The organism is Streptomyces sp. NPDC043812, from assembly GCF_056436245.1.
This window is the reverse complement of the sequence record NZ_JBWKCY010000011.1, coordinates 88461-108051: the sequence shown is the minus strand read 5'-3', so window position 1 is coordinate 108051 and position 19591 is coordinate 88461. Positions and strand designations below refer to the sequence as shown.

Here is a 19591-nt window from a genome sequence, read left to right as displayed (position 1 = left end):
TTCTGATGAAACAGCGTGCTCACTTCCCGCCCCGCGCATCACCCGGTCGTTCGTCCCGGGAGGGGGAGAACAATCATGTCCGGCACCGCGGCCACGAGCCGTACCCATCCCGACGCCGCCCACTCGCGCAGCCTCGATGCTGTGCTTCTGTCGCGCCGCGGAAGCGTGTACCTGCCTGCCGCCGGGCCCGTGTCCGAGCCGGCCGGTGAGCGTGGCGCGGCTCTGATCGAAGCCGACCTCGCCGACCGTGGCTACCTGGTCGCCCCGCCGCTGCGTGCCGCGTTCGCCGCACTCGATGCCGGCGCGATGGGCGCCGTTGGCCGCGCCCTGCTCTCCGACATCGACCGTGCCCTCGGCGCCGACCGGCCGCACGAGCCTCTGCTGCGTGACTTCCCCGACAGCACTCCGCACGACACCTACGGGCACTATGTCGAGCGGGTGCTCAGCGTGCTCTTCCAGCGCCCCGAGCAGCCGTGCGTCCTCTGCGGCACCGTGGACTCCGTCGTGCCCGTGTCGCCGTGTGCCCACCTGGTGTGCGGCACATGCTTCGACGGCGCCGACTTCTCTGCGTGCCCGGTGTGCGAGCGGCGCATCGACCCCTCCGACCCCTTTCTGCGCCCCCAGCGTCCGCGTCGGCAGCTGTTCCGCCGCGCCGCGTCCCCCGAGCGCCTGCGGCTGCTGTCGTACGGCGGCGACTTCACGGGCCGTCAGGCGGACGCCGCCCGCGAACTCGCCGCACTGCTTGCCCGCACCGGCGCGCTCAGCCCTCAGGATGCCGACGACCTCGACGCCCTGCTCGCCGCCCGGCCCCACGACGACCTGGACCGTCTGCCGGACAGTGTGCCGGGCCGGGAGACGAAGGCGCGCCTGGTCTCGTGGCTGCTCGCGGACGACGCGGGCCTTCCGGCAGCACTGCCCGTCGCGGCCGGACTCGTCGACACGGCCACCGATGTGCTGCGCGTCCTCGCGCTGCGCTCCGGCGGCGACGCCGGGCTGGTCGCGATCCCGCGCTTCGCCCCTGTGTCCCGGCCGCTCCGCCGTGCCCTGCTGTCGCTCGTCGACGCACTCGACCCGGCCCAGGCCGCCCAGGACATGTGCCGCTATCGGCGGGCGTGGATCCACGCGGCCGAGCGACTGCACCCCTTCGAGCACGCGGACCGGTACCCGCGCGCGGCGCTCGCCTTCGCCGCGCTGCGCGGCACCCGCCTCGGTGACGACGCCCTGTCCGCCGCACTGCGCAAGGCCGCGGTGAACGTGGACGGCATCGACGTCAGTGGTGCGGCCGTCACCGCTCACAGCTGGAGCGGCCAGGTCGAGGCCGCGCTCACAGCCGGCGATGTCGCGGGCGCGCTCGTGCTGCTGGAGCGCCGGCCCGGCGAACTCGTGCGCCGCCTCGACCACTTGCTGCGCCTCGCCGGTGAGCACGCCGACGCGGTCGTCACCGCGCTGGAACGCACGATCGGCCGCGTGGCACCGGCTGTGCTGCTGTCCGCGCTCGGCGCCGTCCGCACCCGCTCCCGGGAGCGCGCGGTCCGCGTGTTCTTCCCCAAGGGGGCGGCGGCGAAGACCCACATGGCCGACGACGACCGGGCGGCGCTGCCGGAGACCGTCGTGCGTTCGGTCGTCGACGTCCTCACGGCGGAAGTGCTGCGCCGGGCAGGCCGGGCGGCCCCCGTGGAGGTCGCCGTGGTGGACTCCGCGCTGGACGGTGTCGTCGCCCCGTTCACCGAACGGACCGCGTCCCGGGCCCTGGTGACCCTGCCGCGCGGCAGTGAACTCGCCCTGCCGGACGGCAGAACGCTGCGCCTGTTCCTGCACTGGATGGAGAGCCCCACCTCCGGACGGACCGACCTCGACCTGTCGGCCGCCATGTTCGACGCGGACTGGGGGCGGCTGGGGGAGTGCGCGTACACCAGCCTGCGATACGCGGGCTCGGCCGCCGTGCACTCCGGGGACCTCCAGGACGCGCCGCCGCCGCTCGGTGCGAGCGAGTTCGTCGACCTCGACCTGGAACGGCTCGCCGCCACAGGGGTGCGCTACGTCGTCGCGGTCGTCTACTCCTACAACAATGTGCCGTTCGGTGATCTGGCGGAGGCCTTCGCCGGTCTGATGGTGCGGGACGCCCCTGGGAACGCCGGGCCGGTGTTCGACCCGCGCTCCGTCGAGCAGCGCTTCGACCTCACGGGCAGCAGCCGCGCCAGTGTGCCGTTGATCATCGACGTGCGGGACCGCACCATGCGCTGGCTCGACGTCGTCAAGGGCGTCACCGGCACGCACCACGCCGTATGGAGCGACGCGCACGGCCTGGCCACACTCGGCCACCGGCTCACCGACCTGTTCGCCTCGGGCGCGCGCGTCGGACTGGGCGAGCTCGCACTGTGGCAGGCAGCGGCCCGGGCCGCCACGGTTGTCGTGCGCCACACGGACGGTTCGCGGAGCACGTACAGGCGGCGGGACGGCGAGGGCGTGACCGCGTTCGCGGCCCGGATCGGCTCGCCCGACACCGAGACGGACGGCCGCGTGGCGACTCCTGGGCTTGCCTACCTGCTGCGGGGCGACCTCGAACTGCCCGACGGGAGTGAGGTGTTCGCCTTGTACCCGCTCGGTCTCGACGCATCGCGGGTACGGCTGCTCGCGGCGTCGGACACGGTCACGGCACTGGCGCCGTGATGTCCGCTCCGTCCGCCGACGGAGCGGACATCAGGCGCCTGTGACGCCGTCGATGCTCTCGCGCAGGAGATCCGCATGCCCGTTGTGGCGCGCGTACTCCTCGATCATGTGGATCAGGATCCAGCGGAGCGAGACCGTCTCGCTGCCCACCACGGCCGCATTCTCGGGGGCCAGCCTGCCAGGGGCGTCGAGGGGGGCTTCGGCGGTCAGTTCGCGGGCCCGCTCGATCTCCGACCGCCAGACCTTCAGCGCGTCGTCGATCCCTCGCCCGGGGACCAGCCCGTAACCGAACTGCTGGTCCTCCCCGTACACGAGCGGCACATCCAGCGCGGCGAACACCCTCTGGAACCAGTTCCGTTCCACCTCGGCCATGTGCTGGACCAGACCGAGAAGTGTCAACGACGAGGCCGGCACGGACGCCTGACGCAGCCGACTGTCGTCGAGCTCCGCGCACTTGAGAGCGAGCGTCGCGCGGTGGAAGTCCAGCCAGCTGTCCAGCATGGCGCGTTCATCGGCGTGGGGAGGCGGGACGGGCCGGCCGTCCGGTGTCGTCGTCATGCTCGACACCCTTCCCCGGGCCACGGACACGGACACACGGGGTCGGGCGGGAGCGGCTCGGCCGAGGAACCGGGGCAGGGCCGTGTCCCAGCACACGGGACCCGCGTCCTTCAGCAGCCCAGGGCGCCGGTCCCAGGGTCCGCAGGCGGTGCCGTCCGGGTGGCGGGTCGAGCCGTCGGCCCCGGCCACGTCTGCGGCGTGCGGACATGGCGCGGGTGATCCGGGCCGGCCCCTGCACCGTCGCGACCTGGGAGTACGCGGAGCCGTGGTCGTACGGTGGCCGCAGCAGTGGTGATCTTTCGGCCATCTTGCGGTGCTCGCGCCACCGTGATTGAAGCGTCAATCACGGAATTGGTGCAGACCACTCGACGCCGCGGGCTGCGGCGGCGCCGCGCTCCCCGATCGTCGGCTTTCGGTCACCACCATGGCAAGGACTCGTCGCCCGCCGAAGTCCCGGATATGGTCCCGCCGTTGAAGGCCCGAAGGGCCCGAGCTCCGCGTGAGCTCGTCATCGACCGTACGGGGGGCGAGGGGCACGACTGTTGCGCACACCGCCCGGTACCACCCGGGCCCGCGACAACCTTGCCTCCTCCGGCCCGGACGTATCACGGCGCTCCTCGGAGTCCAAGGTGAGCCACCTCCTCCGTCGTGCACTCTCCGGGAGATTCCATGAACTGTCGAAGACGCCTGTCCACGCTGGCCGCCGGTGTGCTCGCCACCGCCGTCGCCGCCGGCCTCATGCAGGCCCCGGCGGCCGCCTCGGCCCGGCCCGAGCCCCCGCCCGCAAAGGGTGTCGACGTGCCGCGTGACCGTTCGTCCGTGCCGTCCGGACAGCGGGACGCCGTGCTCGGCGAAGGGTGGCGGAGCTCGAAGGACCTGGCCTGGACGACGACGTCGGACGCCCAGGGCTTCCACATCCTGACGGCGAGCGAGAGCACCGGATACGCGTGGAGGACCACGGCCTCGCTGGCGGAGCCGGGCTTCGACGCCGACGCGTGGATAGGCAACGCGTGCGTCACGGCATCCGGGAAGCATGCCGTCGCCGTGTACGCGCCCCGGACGTTCACCAACAACCCCGAGCTGATGGCGCGCGGAGGGTTCACCGCGGTCGTCGACCTGACGTCGGGGAGTGTCCGCAAGCTCGATGTGACCGCCTCGCTCTCGTACTACAACCCGGGCTGCGGCGCGGGCGAGACAGCCGTGCTGACCCAGTCGGCGGGCGAGGACAAGAAGCACACGCGACTGATCACCGTGGACGCGGCCACCGGCAGGCTCGGTTCACCCGTGGTGACGCGCGGCCAGGTCACGTCCGCCGTGACGACGGAGCGCGGCGTCGTCGCTGCCTTCGGTTCGCAACTCGTGTCCGTCGACGACGCCGGTGCCAAGACCGTCCTCACCAAGACGTCGGGCACTCCGTACCGGATCACGCCGGACGCCGACGGCGGCGTCGTGTTCCTCGACCGCCAGGCACGCAAGAACAAGAAGACCGAGGCCGTCACCCAGGTCAAGCGCCTGACGGGGCGCGGCAAGCCCGCTGTCATCGGCCGGGGAAAGCTGTCCGCGGTCGGTCTGACACGTGCGACCGGCAAGGTGTTCCTCACCGGTGACGTCAGCGCGGACAAGCAGCTGCCGCGCGGTGTGGCACGGCTGGAGGGCTCGTCGAAGGACGCGATCGTCTCCACCGTCGGCAAGGCCGTCGTCGAACGCACCGTGTGGGCCGACGGCGTCGGTTCCCCGGACTACCTCCACCGCAACGAGGCCACCGAGGCCAGGCCGGTGAGCATCAGGACCACCGTCAAGGAAACCGGCAAGCACGCCGACTTCGTCGTGAAGCCGCTGGCGTCCACGTCCCGGGAGTGGGAGGAGGGCCGGACGCCCTCCCCGCGACTGACCGGGAAGAGCCCGGCCACCAAGCCCGGCAAGGCCCGCGCGTCGTCCGCCGCCTCCACGGCAGGGGCCGCGCACGTGTCCGCCGCCTCCACTGCGGCGGTCGCGGCGGCAGGCTCTCCGACAGAGGTGATCGAATCGGAGCGCACCTGCTCCGTGCCGCGCAACGACCCGCGCAACCAGGCCATGCAGCCCAAGCCACGGCAGGTCGAGTGGGCGGTCGACCAGACGGTCACCGGCTCCCTCAACACGCACATCTCGCGGCCGGCGAACTGGAAGAACCTCGGCATGCCCGCCTACAGCCCGCAGTCGCTGTTCCTGAATCCGGCGCTGGAAGGCGGCGGGCGGGTGCCCGCACAGATCCTGCTGGGCATCACGGCCCAGGAGTCGAACATGTGGCAGGCGGCGCGGAGTGCCGTCCCCGGTGTGACGGGCAACCCGCTGATCGGCAACTACTACGGGATCGACCTCTACGACGGCAACACCGCCAACGACTGGGACGTGAACTTCGCCGAGGCGGACTGCGGTTACGGCATCGCGCAGGTCACGGACCACATGCGGATGGCCGGCCGCGAGGACGGTCACGGCGGTGCGGCGTGGGACTACCAGAAGCAGCGTGCGGTCGCACTGGACTACACCGCCAACATCGCCGCGGGTCTGCAGATCCTGGTCGAGAAGTGGAATCAGACCAAGCGGGCCGGTGTCGTGGCGCACGACGGCGACCCGAAGCGGCTCGAGAACTGGTTCTTCGCCCTGTGGGCGTACAACTCCGGTTTCTACGAGAACGTCAACGGCAATGAACCGTGGGGTGTCGGCTGGGCCAACAATCCCGCCAACCCCGAGTGGGACGCAGGGCGTACCCCCTTCATGGAGGACCGGCTCGGCAACGAGGACGCCTCCGCGGCCGCGCGCCCGCAGCACTGGCCGTACCCCGAGAAGGTGCTCGGTTTCGCCGCGCACCCGCCGGCGTTCATCGAGTCGCCGGGCACCATGGTGGCGGCGTTCCGCGCCGCCTGGTGGAACGGCACCGACGGCGACGCGACGATCACCGGCAGCGCCAAGCAGAACCGTGCGCGCGTCAAGCCGCCGGAGGACCTGTTCTGCGGGCCGTACAACGAGTGCGACCCGGCGAAGATCTCCGACGATGCTTCCAACGACAGCAGCACCAGCGGGCCGTGCGGGCGCAGCGACTTCCACTGCTGGTGGCACCAGTCCGTCACATGGAAGGACGACTGCTCCTACTCGTGCGGCAACGAGTTCATGCGCTTCAACAGCTCGTACCCCGAGGAGGCCGATGGCACGGCCTACCCGCCGGTCTGCACCACGACCGGACTTCCTGCCGGAGCACGGATCGTGGACGACGTCCCCGGGGGCACACCCGTCGTGCGGCCGGGCTGCTCCAACTCGGGCTGGACGAACCAGGGATCGTTCTCCTTCGACTTCGGCCCCGGAGAAGCGGGTGCGGGAGGCGGCACGGTGTGGCCCGGCAAGGTGGACACCCATCAGATGGGTGCGGGGTTCGGCAGCCACTTCTACATGGGGAGCACCCGCAGCGGTGCCAAGGGGAGCCGCCTCGAGGCCACCGGCACCTGGCGGCTGAACTCCGCCCTCGGGAAGTGGGGCCGGGTCATCGTGCACATCCCCGATCACGGGGACACGACCCAGCAGGCGCACTACAAGATCTACTCGGGTTCGACCTTGGTGGGTGAGCGGTACATTCCGACCCGCCATCGGAAGAACACCTGGGTCAACCTGGGCGTCTTCGACTTCACGGGTACCGGCATTCCCGGCGTCTCGCTGTCCACCGTCACGGAGGAGGGCAACGGGGACGACAGGATCGCCTGGGACGCGGTGGCCTTCGTGCCGCTGGCCGCAAAGCCCAAGGAGTTCGTCGCCGTGCTGGGGGACTCGTACGCCTCCGGCGAGGGTGCCGGTTCCTACACCACGGTGAGCAACAACAACTACGGCGAGAGCACGTGGAATGCCTGTCGCCGCAGCAACAGCGCGTGGGCCCGCAAGGCGACCCTGCCCGGCTTCGGATCCACCATGGGTGCGCTGGCCGACAGCAACGACCCGAGCATGGACTTCCAGTTCGTGGCCTGCTCCGGGGCCAATTCATGGCAGTTGTCCGGTCAGCCCAACGAGTGGGGGTACGACGGGAACTTCCACGAGATACCTCAGAACCGGTCGGGTGTCCTCGACGACAACACCACAAAGGTCCTGCTCACCATCGGGGGCAACGACGCCAAGTTCCCCGCGGTCCTCCAGGCCTGCGTCACCACCGGATGCCCTGCCGAGGAGGAGATGCAGCAGGACATCGACGATGCCATGGCCGCTGTGAGAGGGACCATCACGGACATCGCTTTCAAGGCGAGCAATGCCAAGATCGTCCTTCTCGGCTATCCGCAACTGTTCAACGAGAGCGACGCCTTCTGCGTGAGCGGCGTGGGCGGACCCGGCATGATCCGTCTGAACGCGATGGCCCGCTACATGAAGGACAAGCAGTCCGCCATGGTGGCCGGTCTGCAGCAGAGCGGTGTGCGGGTGGTCTTCGAGTCGCCCGACGCGGACTTCGAGGGTCGGCGGGCATGCGACGATCCCGAAGGAATCCACAAGCTCGTGGTCGGGCAGCAGGGCGAGGGGGACTTCGACTGCCCCGGATCGTCGTTCTGCAGCAGCCGCGAGAGCTACCATCCGAGCACCGTCGGTACGACGGCCTACGCCGAAGCCCTCGTTCGCGCGCTGAACAAGCCGTGACCGGGGCTCCTTCCCCGACGAAGGGTGCGGATGTCTAGCCGTCAAGGCGGCACGAGCGCGCCGTGGGCGAAAGCCCTCGGTGCGCTCGTCGGCGCGCTGTTGCTGGGCGTGGTCACGCTGTTCGTCGTCCAGCAGATCACCCAATCACGTCGAGAGGCTGCGGCGTTCCGTGAGACCGAGGAGTACGCCGAACGTCATGCCGAGGCGATGACGGAGCAGTCGGCGACGCGGCTCAAGGACCGTCGTGCCGTGGAAAGCGTCCTGGAGCAGGCCGAAGCCACGGGCGGCGGGGGTGTTTCCCTGCTCTTCGCGTTCGTCAGAGAGGAGTCGACGGCGACCGAGGTCGTGCAGTTCACACAGCCGTACGAAGGCGCAGCCATGCTGATGGCCCCTGCCCTGAGCACGGCCGACCGCTGCTTCACCATTGTGTACGAGGCCGTTGGCACTCCCTCGGTGACCGCGGACGTGACGGCACACGGCAAGGACGTGTCCTGCCTCCGGGTCGCGGAAGAGCTCGGCGGTTAGGCCCTGTCCGCCCGGACATGAGCTGGACGGCCGCGCTCCCGGCCCGGCAGCCATGCCGCCGCCCCCGGTGCTGTGCGGTACCGGGGGCGGCGGGGGTGCCGTGGAGCAGCGTGCAGGCTCAGCCGATCAGTTGCTCGTACGCCGGCAGCGTCAGGAAGTCCTCGTAGTTCTCGTCCAGCGCCACCTTCAACAGCAGGTCGTGTGCCTGCTGCCAGTTGCCCGACGCGAACGCCTCCTCGCCCACTTCCTCGCGGATCGCGGCCAGTTCCTCCGCCGCGACCTTCTTCGCCAGCTCGGGCGTGGCCCGCTCGCCGTTCTCGAAGACCACGCCCGCGTTGATCCACTGCCAGATCTGGGAGCGGGAGATCTCCGCCGTCGCCGCGTCCTCCATCAGGTTGAAGATGGCGACCGCGCCCAGGCCCCGCAGCCACGCCTCGATGTAGCGGATGCCGACCTGGACGGCGCTCACCAGGCCCTGGTAGGTGGGCTGCGCGTCAAGGGAGTCGATGGCGATCAGGTCGCCCGCGGCCACCGCGACGTCCTCGCGCAGGCGCTCCTTCTGGTTCGGCCGGTCGCCCAGCACCGCGTCGAACGATGCCATCGCGATCGGGACCAGGTCCGGGTGCGCCACCCAGGAGCCGTCGAAGCCGTCGCCCGCTTCCCGGTCCTTGTCGGCCTTCACCTTCTCGAAGGCCACCTTGTTCACCTCGGCGTCGCGGCGCGAGGGGATGAACGCCGCCATGCCGCCGATCGCGTGGGCGCCGCGCTTGTGGCAGGTGCGGACCAGCAGTTCCGTGTACGCCCGCATGAACGGGGCCGTCATCGTGACCGCGTTGCGGTCCGGGAGGACGAACTTCTCGCCGCCGTCGCGGAAGTTCTTCACGATGGAGAACAGGTAGTCCCAGCGGCCGGCGTTCAGGCCCGAGGCGTGGTCGCGCAGCTCGTAGAGGATCTCCTCCATCTCGTACGCGGCGGTGATCGTCTCGATCAGGACGGTCGCGCGGACCGTGCCCTGCGGGACGCCGACGTGGTCCTGGGCGAAGACGAAGATGTCGTTCCACAGGCGGGCCTCGAGGTGGGACTCCGTCTTCGGGAGGTAGAAGTACGGGCCCTTGCCGAGATCCAGCAGTCGCTGTGCGTTGTGGAAGAAGTACAGGCCGAAGTCGACCAGGGCGCCGGGGACGGGCTTCCCGTCCACGGTCAGATGGCGTTCGGCGAGGTGCCAGCCGCGCGGGCGCATCACGACGGTCGCGAGCTCCTCGACGGGGCGCAGGGCGTACGACTTGCCCGACTTCGGGTCGGTGAAGTCGATGCGGCGTTCGTAGGCGTCGATCAGATTGAGCTGGCCGAGGACGACGTTCTCCCAGGTGGGGGCCGATGCGTCCTCGAAGTCGGCGAGCCAGACCTTCGCGCCCGAGTTGAGCGCGTTGATGGTCATCTTGCGGTCGGTGGGTCCGGTGATCTCCACACGGCGGTCGTTGAGGGCCGCGGGTGCCGGGGCGACCTTCCAGGAGTCGTCCGCGCGGATCGCGGCGGTCTCCGGGAGGAAGTCCAGCGTGGAGGTGCGGGCGATCTCGGCGCGGCGCTCGCCGCGGCGGGCGAGCAGCTCGTCACGCCGGGGCGTGAACCGCCGGTGCAGCTCGGCCACGAAGGCGAGCGCCGCGTCGGTCAGGACCTCTTCCTGCCGGGGCAGGGGCTCGGCTTCGACGATGGCCAGCGGGGACGGCGCTGGTGCGGACATGAGCTGTCACTTCCTTCAGCGAGCTTCACATGCTTCACGGGCAAATCGCACCCCGATGGCTCCGTGCGGCCGCCGGGACGCCCCTTGAACGGCACTCAGTGCCAAGGCTCCGAGGTACGGCCGAAGGCGCCACCGGATCCTCCGGGCGCTTCTGAACAGTGGATAGTAGTTATCGCATGGTGGAAGTTCAATGGTTTGTTGATATCGAGATTCTCCGGGTCGACAGAACGTGGCGCTCAGTGCCACGCCGTTCACCGAAGGTGTCGTAGATCCCCGGGTGTGTCGATGTCGTAGTCCTCGGCCACGTCCCCGCACTCGACGAGCGTGATCGCTTCCTCGTGCGCCTTCAGATACGCGCGCGCCCCGCGGTCCCCCGCCGCGGTCGCCGCCACGTCCGCCCAGCGGTCGGCCCCGAACAGGGCCGGATGCCCGCGCCTGCCGTCGTACGCCGCCGTCACCAGCGAGGCGCGCGAACGGCACGCCGCCCGTACCCGCGCCACCGCCTGCGCGCCGATGCCCGGCTGATCCACCAGCAGCACCAGGGCCGCGTCCGCGCCGGACGCGGCCAGGGACGCAAGCCCCACCCGCAGGGACGAGCCCATCCCCGTCTCCCACTCCGGGTTGTCGGTCACCTCACAGCCCGTCAGATCCGCCTCCTCGCGTACGAGAGAGGCCGACGCGCCCAGCACCACATGGACCGGTCCGCAGCCGCCGTCGCGCAACGTCCGCGCCGCGTACTCGACCAACGGGCGCCCGTGGTGGGGCAGCAGGGCCTTCGGGCGGCCGCCGAGCCGGCGCCCGCCGCCCGCGGCGAGCAACAGGCCCGCCACGACCGGCTCGTCGTCCGGGGCCGTGGGACGGGGTGATGGCATGGGGACTCCTTCGTTCATTTCGGGCACGATGCGCGGAGGCTGCAACCGCACGGGCTGTCACGGCCGTCCGACGTGGAGAGCACCGGGCGACCTTGGATAAGGTGCTCCTCCAATACTGAGGTTTGCCATGGGGGATCGAGAGTCGATGAGTGGGCGCGCACACCAGGGAACGGTTTTCCAGCCGCTGGGCGAGGACGACCCCAAGAACGTCGCCGGATACAAGCTCGCCGCCCGCCTCGGGGCCGGCGGCATGGGCAAGGTGTATCTGTCGTACACCCCCGGCGGCCGTGCGGTCGCCATCAAGGTGATCCGGCCCGACTTCGGCCAGGACGCGGAGTTCCGCCGCCGGTTCGCGCAGGAGGTGCAGGCGGCGCAGCGCGTGCAGGGTCTGTTCACGGCACCCGTCATCGACGCGGACGCCGAGGCCGAGCAGCCCTGGCTCGCCACCGCCTATGTGCCCGGCCCCTCCCTCGCCGACGCCGTGGCACAGCACGGCAAGCTGCCGGTGGAGACCGTGCTGCTGCTGGTCGCCGGTATCGCCGAGGCGCTGCAGATCATCCACGGCGCGGGCATCGTCCACCGCGACCTCAAGCCGGCCAACGTCCTGCTCGCCGCCGACGGGCCGCGCGTCATCGACTTCGGTATCGCCCGCGCCGCCGACGCCACCTCGCTCACCAGCAGCGGTGTCACCATCGGTACGCCGTCGTTCATGGCGCCCGAGCAGGCGGCCGGCAGCCATGTCACCGCGGCCACCGACATCTTCGCGCTCGGCCAGATCACGGCCTACGCCGCCACCGGGAAGGCGGCGTTCGGCGAGGGCACCTCACACGGCGTGCTCTACCGGATCGTGCACGAGGAGCCCGACCTCACCGAACTCCCGGAGGAACTGCGCGAGCTGGTGACCCGGTGCATGGTGAAGGAGCCGGAGAACCGGCCGTCCGTCGCCGACATCCTCGCCATCTGCCAGGCCGCCAACGGAGGAACGGTGCTGCGCCGGCCGGAGGAGTGGCTGCCGAGCGTCGTCGCCGCGGAGATCACCACCCGCAAGGCGGCGCCCGCGCCGCCCGCGACCCCGCCGGGCGGCCAGGCCCCCGTCGCCGCGCAGGCTCCCGCCCCCACCCACATGCCCACCGCGCACGCGGCGCCCTCGACCCCGCCGCCCGGATTCGGTCCGGCACCGCAGCCGCCCACGCAGCCGCAGGGGCAGACTCCTGCGCAACAGCCGTACACCGCGCCGCAGACGGGGCAGTCGTACGGCTACCCGCAGATCGCTGCCCAGGCGCCGGCGGCATACGGCTATCCGCAGACGGCCGCGCACGCGCAGCACGCCGGTCCGGCTCCGTACGGCACCGGTCCCGTGGCGCCCGTCGCGCCCGCCGCCCCGAAGAAGAAGACGGCCCGCAACCTCGCGATCGCCGTCGCCGCAACCCTCGTGATCGGCGCCGCGGCCGGCGGCGGGATGTACCTCGCCCTGTCCGGCGAAGACAAGGGCAAGGACAACCAGAGCCAGGGCCAGGACAAGAGCGGCTCCGACAAGCAGGGTTCGACCCCGAACGCGGACAGCACGCCCTCGGGTGACGGCGGCGACAGCGTGGACACGCCGCCCGACGAGGAAGCGCCCGACCCGACGCCCAAGGTGTACACCGGGCTCAATGTGGTGGGCAGCTATCACCTGACCCTCGACACCGAACCCCTCGCGCCGGTCGACGACGACACGCCCTCCGACATCTACTACAGCGACATCAGCGAGCACATCCGCACGGAGAACGGCCGGATGGTCCTGCTGCGCCCGGGCCAGACCGGTGACCTGGACACCTGCCGGACCGAGACACGCTACGCCACCACCGTGGAGCTGAAGGTCCTCTCCAAGGGAGCGAGGATCTGTGTGCTGACCGACGCCGGTCATGTCGGTGTGGCGACCTATCAGGGGAAGTCGCCGGAGACCGACCCCAGCCAGTTCATCACTCTCGACGTCACCGTGTGGCGCAATGCCATGGATCCCGCGCCTTCGTCCTAATCCCGTCCGCACGGTGGCGCACCGCGGGCCGGATGGCGTTTACTGGCGCGCACCCCGCGGTGGGTCCTCCCACCGCGGTGCGTCGGGCGGCACAAGGACGTGCGAGGGGCTGGGCTTTGTTGCGGAGCGTGGGGCAGACGCGGGTGACAGGGAGCGGCGAGGATCCGAGAGCGGCGGAGTTACGTGCTGCCGTCGCGCGGCTCCGTCGTGAACTGGCCGGACATCCTGTGGAGTTCAGCGACCGGGGGATCGCCGAGGACGAACTGGCGGTGCTGGCGGCGATGATCGCCGGGGGAGACCCGGAGATTCCGCGGATGCGGCGTTCCCTGCTGCTGATCGCGGGAGCGATCGGCTCGGTCAGCGCGCTGTCCCCCGCCCTGATGCAGGTGCGCACCGCGGTGGACCTCTTCGGCGACGCCCCGCCGAGGCGACCCGTCTGACGGCGCTGTCGAGTGACGGCCACTCAGAAATCCGGCCGGATAACGAACATCGGGTGATCCCAGTCGGACAAGAACTGGTCAAATACTTGTGAGGTAATTGTTGGCACTCCGTCAAATCTGATCCTGCGGTGGCACGCTCAAGAGCGATCACCCCCCACAGGACAAGTGATGGAGATCGTATGACCCCCCACAGCAACACCCGACGCGGCGCTGCCCTCGCGGCCGTCGCCGCCATGGTCGTCGTCGGCGTACAGGCCGGCACGGCAGGCGCTTCGTCGCCGGACCGCGCGGACGACCCCACCACCGCGCCCGCCTCCCCGAACCAGCGTGCGGCGGCCATCAAGTCGGCCCAGGCGAAGGCCGGTTCGGCGGCCGAGGCGCTCGGCCTCGGCGACAACGAGAAGCTCGTCGTCCGCGATGTCATCAAGGACGCCGACGGCACCGTGCACACCCGTTACGAACGCACCTTTGCCTCGCTGCCCGTCATCGGCGGCGACCTCGTCACGCACAAGGCCGCGAACGGCACACTCAAGAGCGTCGACAAGGCGAACGACCACCGCATATCCGTCGCGAGCACCGACGCGAAGCGCAAGGCCGCGGCCGGCGCGCGCAAGGTGATCTGGGCGGGCAGCGGCAAGCCCGTCCTGGCCTTCGAGAAGGTCACCAAGGGTGTGCAGAAGGACGGCACGCCCAGCGAACTGCACGTCGTCACCGACGCGAACACCGGCAAGGAGCTCGTCCGGTACGAAGGCATCGAGACCGGCACCGGCACCAGCCAGTACAGCGGTGAGGTCCCCCTCACCACCACCAAGAACGGCGCCGTCTTCGAACTGAACGACGGCGACCGCGGCGGCCACAAGACCTACGACCTGAACCAGGGCCAGAGCGGCACCGGGAAGCTGCTCACCGACGAGGACGACAAGTGGGGCAGCGGCTCCAACGACAACCGGCAGACCGCCGGTGTCGACGCCCACTACGGTGCCGCGGCGACCTGGGACTTCTACAAGAACGAGCTCGGCCGCAACGGCATCGCCGGTGACGGCAAGGCCGCCTACTCCCGGGTCCACTACGGCGACGCGTACGTCAACGCCTTCTGGGACGACGACTGCTTCTGCATGACGTACGGCGACGGCGAGGGCAACAAGAAGTCGCTCACCGAGATCGACGTCGCCGGCCACGAGATGACGCACGGCCTCACCTCCCACACCGCCGGCCTGATCTACAGCGGTGAGTCCGGCGGCCTCAACGAGGCGACCAGCGACATCCTCGGCACCTCCGTCGAGTTCTTCGCGAACAACAAGGAGGACGTCGGCGACTACCTCATCGGCGAAGAGATCGACATCAACGGCGACGGCACGCCCCTGCGTTACATGGACAAGCCGAGCAAGGACGGCAGCTCCCTGGACGCATGGAAGGAGGGCGCCGGAAACGTCGACGTCCACCACTCGTCCGGCATCGCCAACCACTTCTTCTACCTGCTGGCCGAGGGCAGCGGCAAGAAGACGATCAACGGTGTCGAGTACGACTCCCCGACCTCGGACGGCTCCACCGTCACCGGGATCGGCCGGGAGAAGGCGTACAAGATCTGGTACAAGGCGCTCAGCGCCTACATGACGTCGACGACCGACTACAAGGCAGCACGTGAGGCCACGCTGAAGGCGGTCGGCGACCTGTACGGCGCCGACGGCGCGGAGGCGAAGACCGTCGCCGCCGCCTGGTCCGCGGTGAATGTGAAGTAACAGCCGGAGGCGGGTGCCGGGGAGCGACCGACTCCCCGGCACCCGCTCGGCGTCCCCTGATCCGACATCCCGTCACCGAGGAAATCCGTCCAGCCCGTTGACAACGATGTCAGAAGCATGGTCGAGTCTCCGCGCCGGTCGAAGAACAGGAGAGGGACGCCCCATGCATCAGTTGTTCCGGAGAGTACGGGCACGCACGTCGCGGGCCGTCGTCGTCCCGCTGGCGGCGGCGCTGGTCTGGGGCGGCCTGCTCGCCCCCGCGCCCGCCGCACAGGCAGCAGCACCGGTCGCCGACGACCCCACCGCCCTCGTGAACCCGTTCGTCGGCACACAGAACTTCGGCAACACCTTCCCCGGCGCGAGCGCGCCCTTCGGCATGGTCCAGGTCAGCCCGGACACGGGCGGCCAGGGCGGCTACGACTATCAGCAGGACCGGATACACGGCTTCAGCCAGACCCACCTCTCAGGCGTCGGCTGTTCCGTCGCAGGAGAGCTGCCGCTGATGCCGACCACCGGAGCCGTCGACAGCGTCGACCCCGCGACGTACCGCTCCGCCTACTCCCACGACGACGAGCAGGCCGAACCCGGCTACTACCGCGTGGGCCTGACGTCGTACGGCATAGACGCGGAGCTGACCGCGACACCCCGCACCGGCTGGCAGCGCTACACGTTCCCCGCCACCGGCGAGGCCAACGTGCTGTTCAACACCGGCAAGGCGAACCAGCGGGTGTACGACTCCGAGGTGCACGTCGTCGGCGACCGGACCGTCGAGGGCCGGGTGGAGGCCGGCAACTTCTGCGCGGGCAAGGACCGGCACACCGTCCACTTCACCGCCACCTTCGACCGGCCGTTCGCCTCGCACGGCACCTGGCGCGGGGACACCCGTACTCCAGGCGGCCGGGACGCGGCGGGTGAGGGCGGCAACGGCGCCTGGGTGACATTCGACGCGGCCTCCGACCGGGACGTGGTCGTGAAGGTCGGCCTGTCGTACACCGGCATCGAGGGCGCCCGGAAGAACCTCGCGGCGGAGACGGCGGACTCCTACGACTTCGACGCCACCCGCGCCGCCCTGCACCGGACGTGGCAGCGCCAGCTCGGCAGCGTCGAGGTCGGCGGCGGCACTGCGGACCGCCAGCGTGCCTTCTACACCGCGCTCTACCACGCCCAGTTGCACCCGAACATCGCCGGCGACGTGGACGGCAGCTACGCGGGATTCGACGGCAGGACGCACACCGCGTCCGGTTTCACGCCGTACCAGAACCTCTCCCTCTGGGACACCTACCGGCCGCAGAACCAGCTTCTCCAGCTGCTGCAGCCGAAGGTGGCACGTGATGTGGCCCTGTCCGTCGTCGCCGCCGGACGGGACGGCGGATGGCTGCCGCGCTGGGCACTCGCCAACAGCGAGACCAACATCATGACCGGCGACCCGGTGACCCCGTTCCTCGTCGAGGCATGGTCCAAGGGGCTGCTCGCGGGCCACGAGGAGGAGGCGTACGCGCTGCTGCGGAAGAACGCGACCAGCACTCCGCCGGCGGACTCGCCCTACAACGGCCGCTCGGGTGTGGAGTTCTACAAGGAGCGCGGCTATCTCCCCTCCGGTCTCGAACCCGGCGAGGACTGCGCCGACAAGGGCGGCGACAACGACTGCAAGCACCCCGCGTCCGCGACCCTCGAATACGCGGCGGCCGACGCGTCCCTCGCGCTGATGGCCGGTGCGCTCGGCCGTCACGCCGACGCCCGGATGTTCGCGGCACGCGGCCAGTGGTACCGGAATCTGTGGGATCCGGCGATCGGCCAGTTCCGTCCGCGTACGGCCGAGGGGACGTGGCTGACCCCGTACGACCCCGTGGAGGCGGCGCACCAGTTCCACGAGGGCGGCGCCTACCAGTACCAGTGGCTGGTGCCACAGGACCCGGCGGGGCTCGTCGCACTGATGGGTGGCAGGAAGGCGACCGAGAAGCGTCTCGACGCGTTCTTCGTCCACGACAAACTGCTCACCGACCCGGCGGGCACGGCGCGCAAGGACTGGATCTCGGCGCCGTACGACTACTACGGCAAGCCCACCTACAACCCGAACAACGAGCCCGATCTGCACGCCCCGTACATGTATCTGTGGGCGGGGGCACCCGCGAAGACGGCTACCGTCGTGCGGGCGGCGATGACCCTGTTCACCAACGGCCCCGACGGGATGACGGGCAACGACGACCTCGGCACCATGTCCGCCTGGTACGTCTTCTCCTCGCTCGGTCTCTACCCGACCATGAGCGGCGGCGACTTCCTCGCCGTCTCCAGCCCCCAGTTCTCCTCGGCGGTCGTCAGGATCGGGGCGTACGGGAAGAAGCAGGGCGGCACGCTGACCATCGAGGCGCCCGGCGCGAGCGACACCGTGCGGTACATCCGCGGTGCCGAGTTCGACGGACGTGATCTGCGCAGGACCTGGCTGGACTGGGACGCGGTCGCCCACGGCGGCACGCTCACCCACGAGTTGGGCGACGAGCCGTCCGCCTGGGGCACCGGCAAGGACGCCGAGCCGCCGTCGGTGAACCGCACCGCCGCCGACGGCCGCCGCCATCTGGACGCCTCGCTGTCGGCCGGGTCCGATGTCGTCCCGGCGGGCGCGACGGCGCAGACCGCGCATCTCGCGCTGGACGTCCTCGGCCAGTCGCCGGGTGACCTGCGGGTGTCGGTGAAGGTGACCCCGCCCAAGGGATGGCAGGTGAAGCAGCCGTCCGCGGTCGCGCTGAAGTCCCGACGCCTTCCGGTGCAGCGCACGGTGCCGCTCACGGTGACCGTGCCCGCGGGGACGCCCACCGGCTCGTACGCGGTACGGGTCGAGGCCACGGCCGAGGGCGCGGGGAAGGTGGTGCGCGAGGCCACCGTCGAGGTGCGGGAGGCGGCCGAGTGCGCCACGCGGACGGGCACCCAGTGCGCCGTGGACCTCGCGAAGGCCGCGAACCATGACGGGACGGCGACGGTGACGGCGCCCGGCGAGGGCAACTTCGACGGCTCCGGATGGAGTTACGACGCCGGCCTGCTGCCGAAGCAGGGACCGGTCGACTGGGGCGGCGTGACCTACCAGGCGCCCGACGCGTCCGGCACGGCGGACAACTTCACCGAGGCACGCGGCCAGTCCCTGCTGCTGCCGTCCGGCACGCACTCCACGCTGCGCGTGGTGGGCGCCTCGCACAACGGCCCCGTGACGACCACGCTCACCGTCCGCTACACCGACGGCACCAGTTCCGCGCTGCCGGTCACCTTCGGTGACTGGGCCGGGTCCGCCCCGGCCGGCGCCGCCGTCGTGCTGGACATGGACCACCGGATCCGGCAGGGCCAGGGGACGGACGGCCCCGCGGTGCGGCTGTTCGGCATGACTGCCGAGCTGGACGGTACGAAGACGGTGCGCTCGATCGGTCTGCCGGACGACGCGCGGGTGGAGGTGTACGCGCTGACGCTGGCGTGAGCGTCAGCGGTTCGCAGGAAGGGCCGGGAACCGCATGCGCGGTTCCCGGCCCTTCCTGCGTGGGTGGTGTCAGCTTCCCGACGTGCCTGTGTTCGCGAGAGCCGTCGACAGTTCGCCGGCGACCTCCTGGAGGATCGGCACGATCTTGTCCGTGGCCGCCTCGGTGACGCGGCCGGCGGGGCCGGAGATCGAGATCGCCGCTGCGGTGGGGGAGTTGGGGACGGAGACAGCGAGGCAGCGCACACCGATCTCCTGTTCGTTGTCGTCCACCGCGTAGCCCGCGCGGCGGACCTTCTCGAGCGCCTCCAGGAAGCCCTCGGGTGTCGTGATCGTCTTCTCCGTCGCGGCCGGCATGCCGGTCCGGGCCAGCAGTGCCCGTACCTCGTCCGCCGGCGTGTAGGCGAGCAGTGCCTTGCCCACGCCCGTGGAGTGCGGCAGCACGCGCCGGCCGACCTCGGTGAACATGCGCATGGAGTGCTTGGACGGCACCTGCGCCACGTAGACGATCTCGTCGCCGTCCAGGAGTGCCATGTTCGCCGTCTCGCCGGTCTCCTCGACCAGGCGGGCGAGGTAGGGGCGGGCCCAGGTGCCGAGCAGCCGGGACGCGGATTCGCCCAGACGGATCAGGCGGGGGCCGAGCGCATAGCGGCGGTTGGCCTGCTGGCGCACATAGCCGCAGGCCACCAGCGTCCGCATCAGCCGGTGGATAGTCGGCAGCGGCAGCCCGCTGCTCGCGGACAGCTCGCTCAGCCCGACCTCGCCCCCGGCGTCGGCCATGCGTTCCAGCAGGTCGAAGGCGCGCTCCAGGGACTGCACGCCACCGCTGGAGGCGGGCTTGGCGGCGTCGGTGGTGCTGGCGTTGGACGTCGGCACGTCGGCGGTCCTTTCGGGCAGGCAGGGCAAGGCAGCAGCCTACCGGGCGTGT

General features: G+C 70.5%; 11 protein-coding genes. 7 read left to right on the top strand and 4 right to left on the bottom strand.

All coding sequences use genetic code 11. The features are described from left to right. The first annotated feature begins 75 nt into the window (after positions 1-75). On the top strand, positions 76-2670 hold the full coding sequence (locus AC067Z_RS18095; RefSeq protein WP_478790514.1) for an MXAN_6230/SCO0854 family RING domain-containing protein: 2595 nt from the start codon (positions 76-78) through the stop codon (positions 2668-2670). A 30-nt stretch (positions 2671-2700) separates the two neighbouring features. On the opposite strand, the gene AC067Z_RS18090 is transcribed toward AC067Z_RS18095, so the two are convergent. After that, complete coding sequence (locus tag AC067Z_RS18090) at positions 2701-3228, bottom strand: DinB family protein (protein ID WP_478790513.1); 528 nt, start codon at positions 3226-3228, stop codon at positions 2701-2703. Between the two features lie 669 nt (positions 3229-3897). Between AC067Z_RS18090 and AC067Z_RS18085 the strand changes: the two genes are divergently transcribed. Both AC067Z_RS18085 and AC067Z_RS18080 read left to right on the top strand, forming a co-directional pair. Continuing rightward, on the top strand, positions 3898-7872 hold the full coding sequence (locus tag AC067Z_RS18085) for an SGNH/GDSL hydrolase family protein (protein ID WP_478790512.1): 3975 nt from the start codon (positions 3898-3900) through the stop codon (positions 7870-7872). Positions 7873-7902: 30 nt separating this feature from the next. Then, complete coding sequence (locus tag AC067Z_RS18080; protein ID WP_478790511.1) at positions 7903-8397, top strand: hypothetical protein; 495 nt, start codon at positions 7903-7905, stop codon at positions 8395-8397. 118 nt (positions 8398-8515) lie between these two features. Here the strand turns inward: AC067Z_RS18080 and aceB are convergent, their stop codons facing one another. Both aceB and AC067Z_RS18070 read right to left on the bottom strand, forming a co-directional pair. Continuing rightward, complete coding sequence (aceB, locus tag AC067Z_RS18075) at positions 8516-10138, bottom strand: malate synthase A (protein WP_478790510.1); 1623 nt, start codon at positions 10136-10138, stop codon at positions 8516-8518. A gap of 251 nt (positions 10139-10389) precedes the next feature. Continuing rightward, positions 10390-11010 (bottom strand): nucleotidyltransferase family protein, encoded by a 621-nt coding sequence (locus AC067Z_RS18070; RefSeq protein WP_478790509.1) that lies wholly within the window; start codon positions 11008-11010, stop codon positions 10390-10392. 145 nt (positions 11011-11155) lie between these two features. Here AC067Z_RS18070 and AC067Z_RS18065 point away from each other — a divergent pair, with 145 nt between their 5' ends. The 4 genes from AC067Z_RS18065 (at position 11156) to AC067Z_RS18050 (ending at position 18666) form a co-directional block, all read left to right on the top strand. Then, positions 11156-13027: a serine/threonine-protein kinase gene (locus AC067Z_RS18065; protein WP_478790508.1), complete on the top strand. Its 1872-nt coding sequence runs from the start codon at positions 11156-11158 to the stop codon at positions 13025-13027. Between the two features lie 119 nt (positions 13028-13146). Beyond that, entirely contained in the window at positions 13147-13467 is a 321-nt protein-coding gene (locus AC067Z_RS18060; protein ID WP_478790649.1) for a DUF5955 family protein, read from the top strand. 179 nt (positions 13468-13646) lie between these two features. Then, complete coding sequence (locus tag AC067Z_RS18055; protein WP_478790507.1) at positions 13647-15206, top strand: M4 family metallopeptidase; 1560 nt, start codon at positions 13647-13649, stop codon at positions 15204-15206. A 163-nt stretch (positions 15207-15369) separates the two neighbouring features. Further along, the gene (locus tag AC067Z_RS18050; RefSeq protein WP_478790506.1) at positions 15370-18666 is read left to right on the top strand and encodes a GH92 family glycosyl hydrolase; all 3297 of its coding nucleotides are present in this window, start codon (positions 15370-15372) and stop codon (positions 18664-18666) included. A gap of 69 nt (positions 18667-18735) precedes the next feature. Here the strand turns inward: AC067Z_RS18050 and AC067Z_RS18045 are convergent, their stop codons facing one another. Continuing rightward, positions 18736-19539 (bottom strand): IclR family transcriptional regulator, encoded by an 804-nt coding sequence (locus AC067Z_RS18045; RefSeq protein WP_478790505.1) that lies wholly within the window; start codon positions 19537-19539, stop codon positions 18736-18738. Positions 19540-19591: the final 52 nt, after the last annotated feature.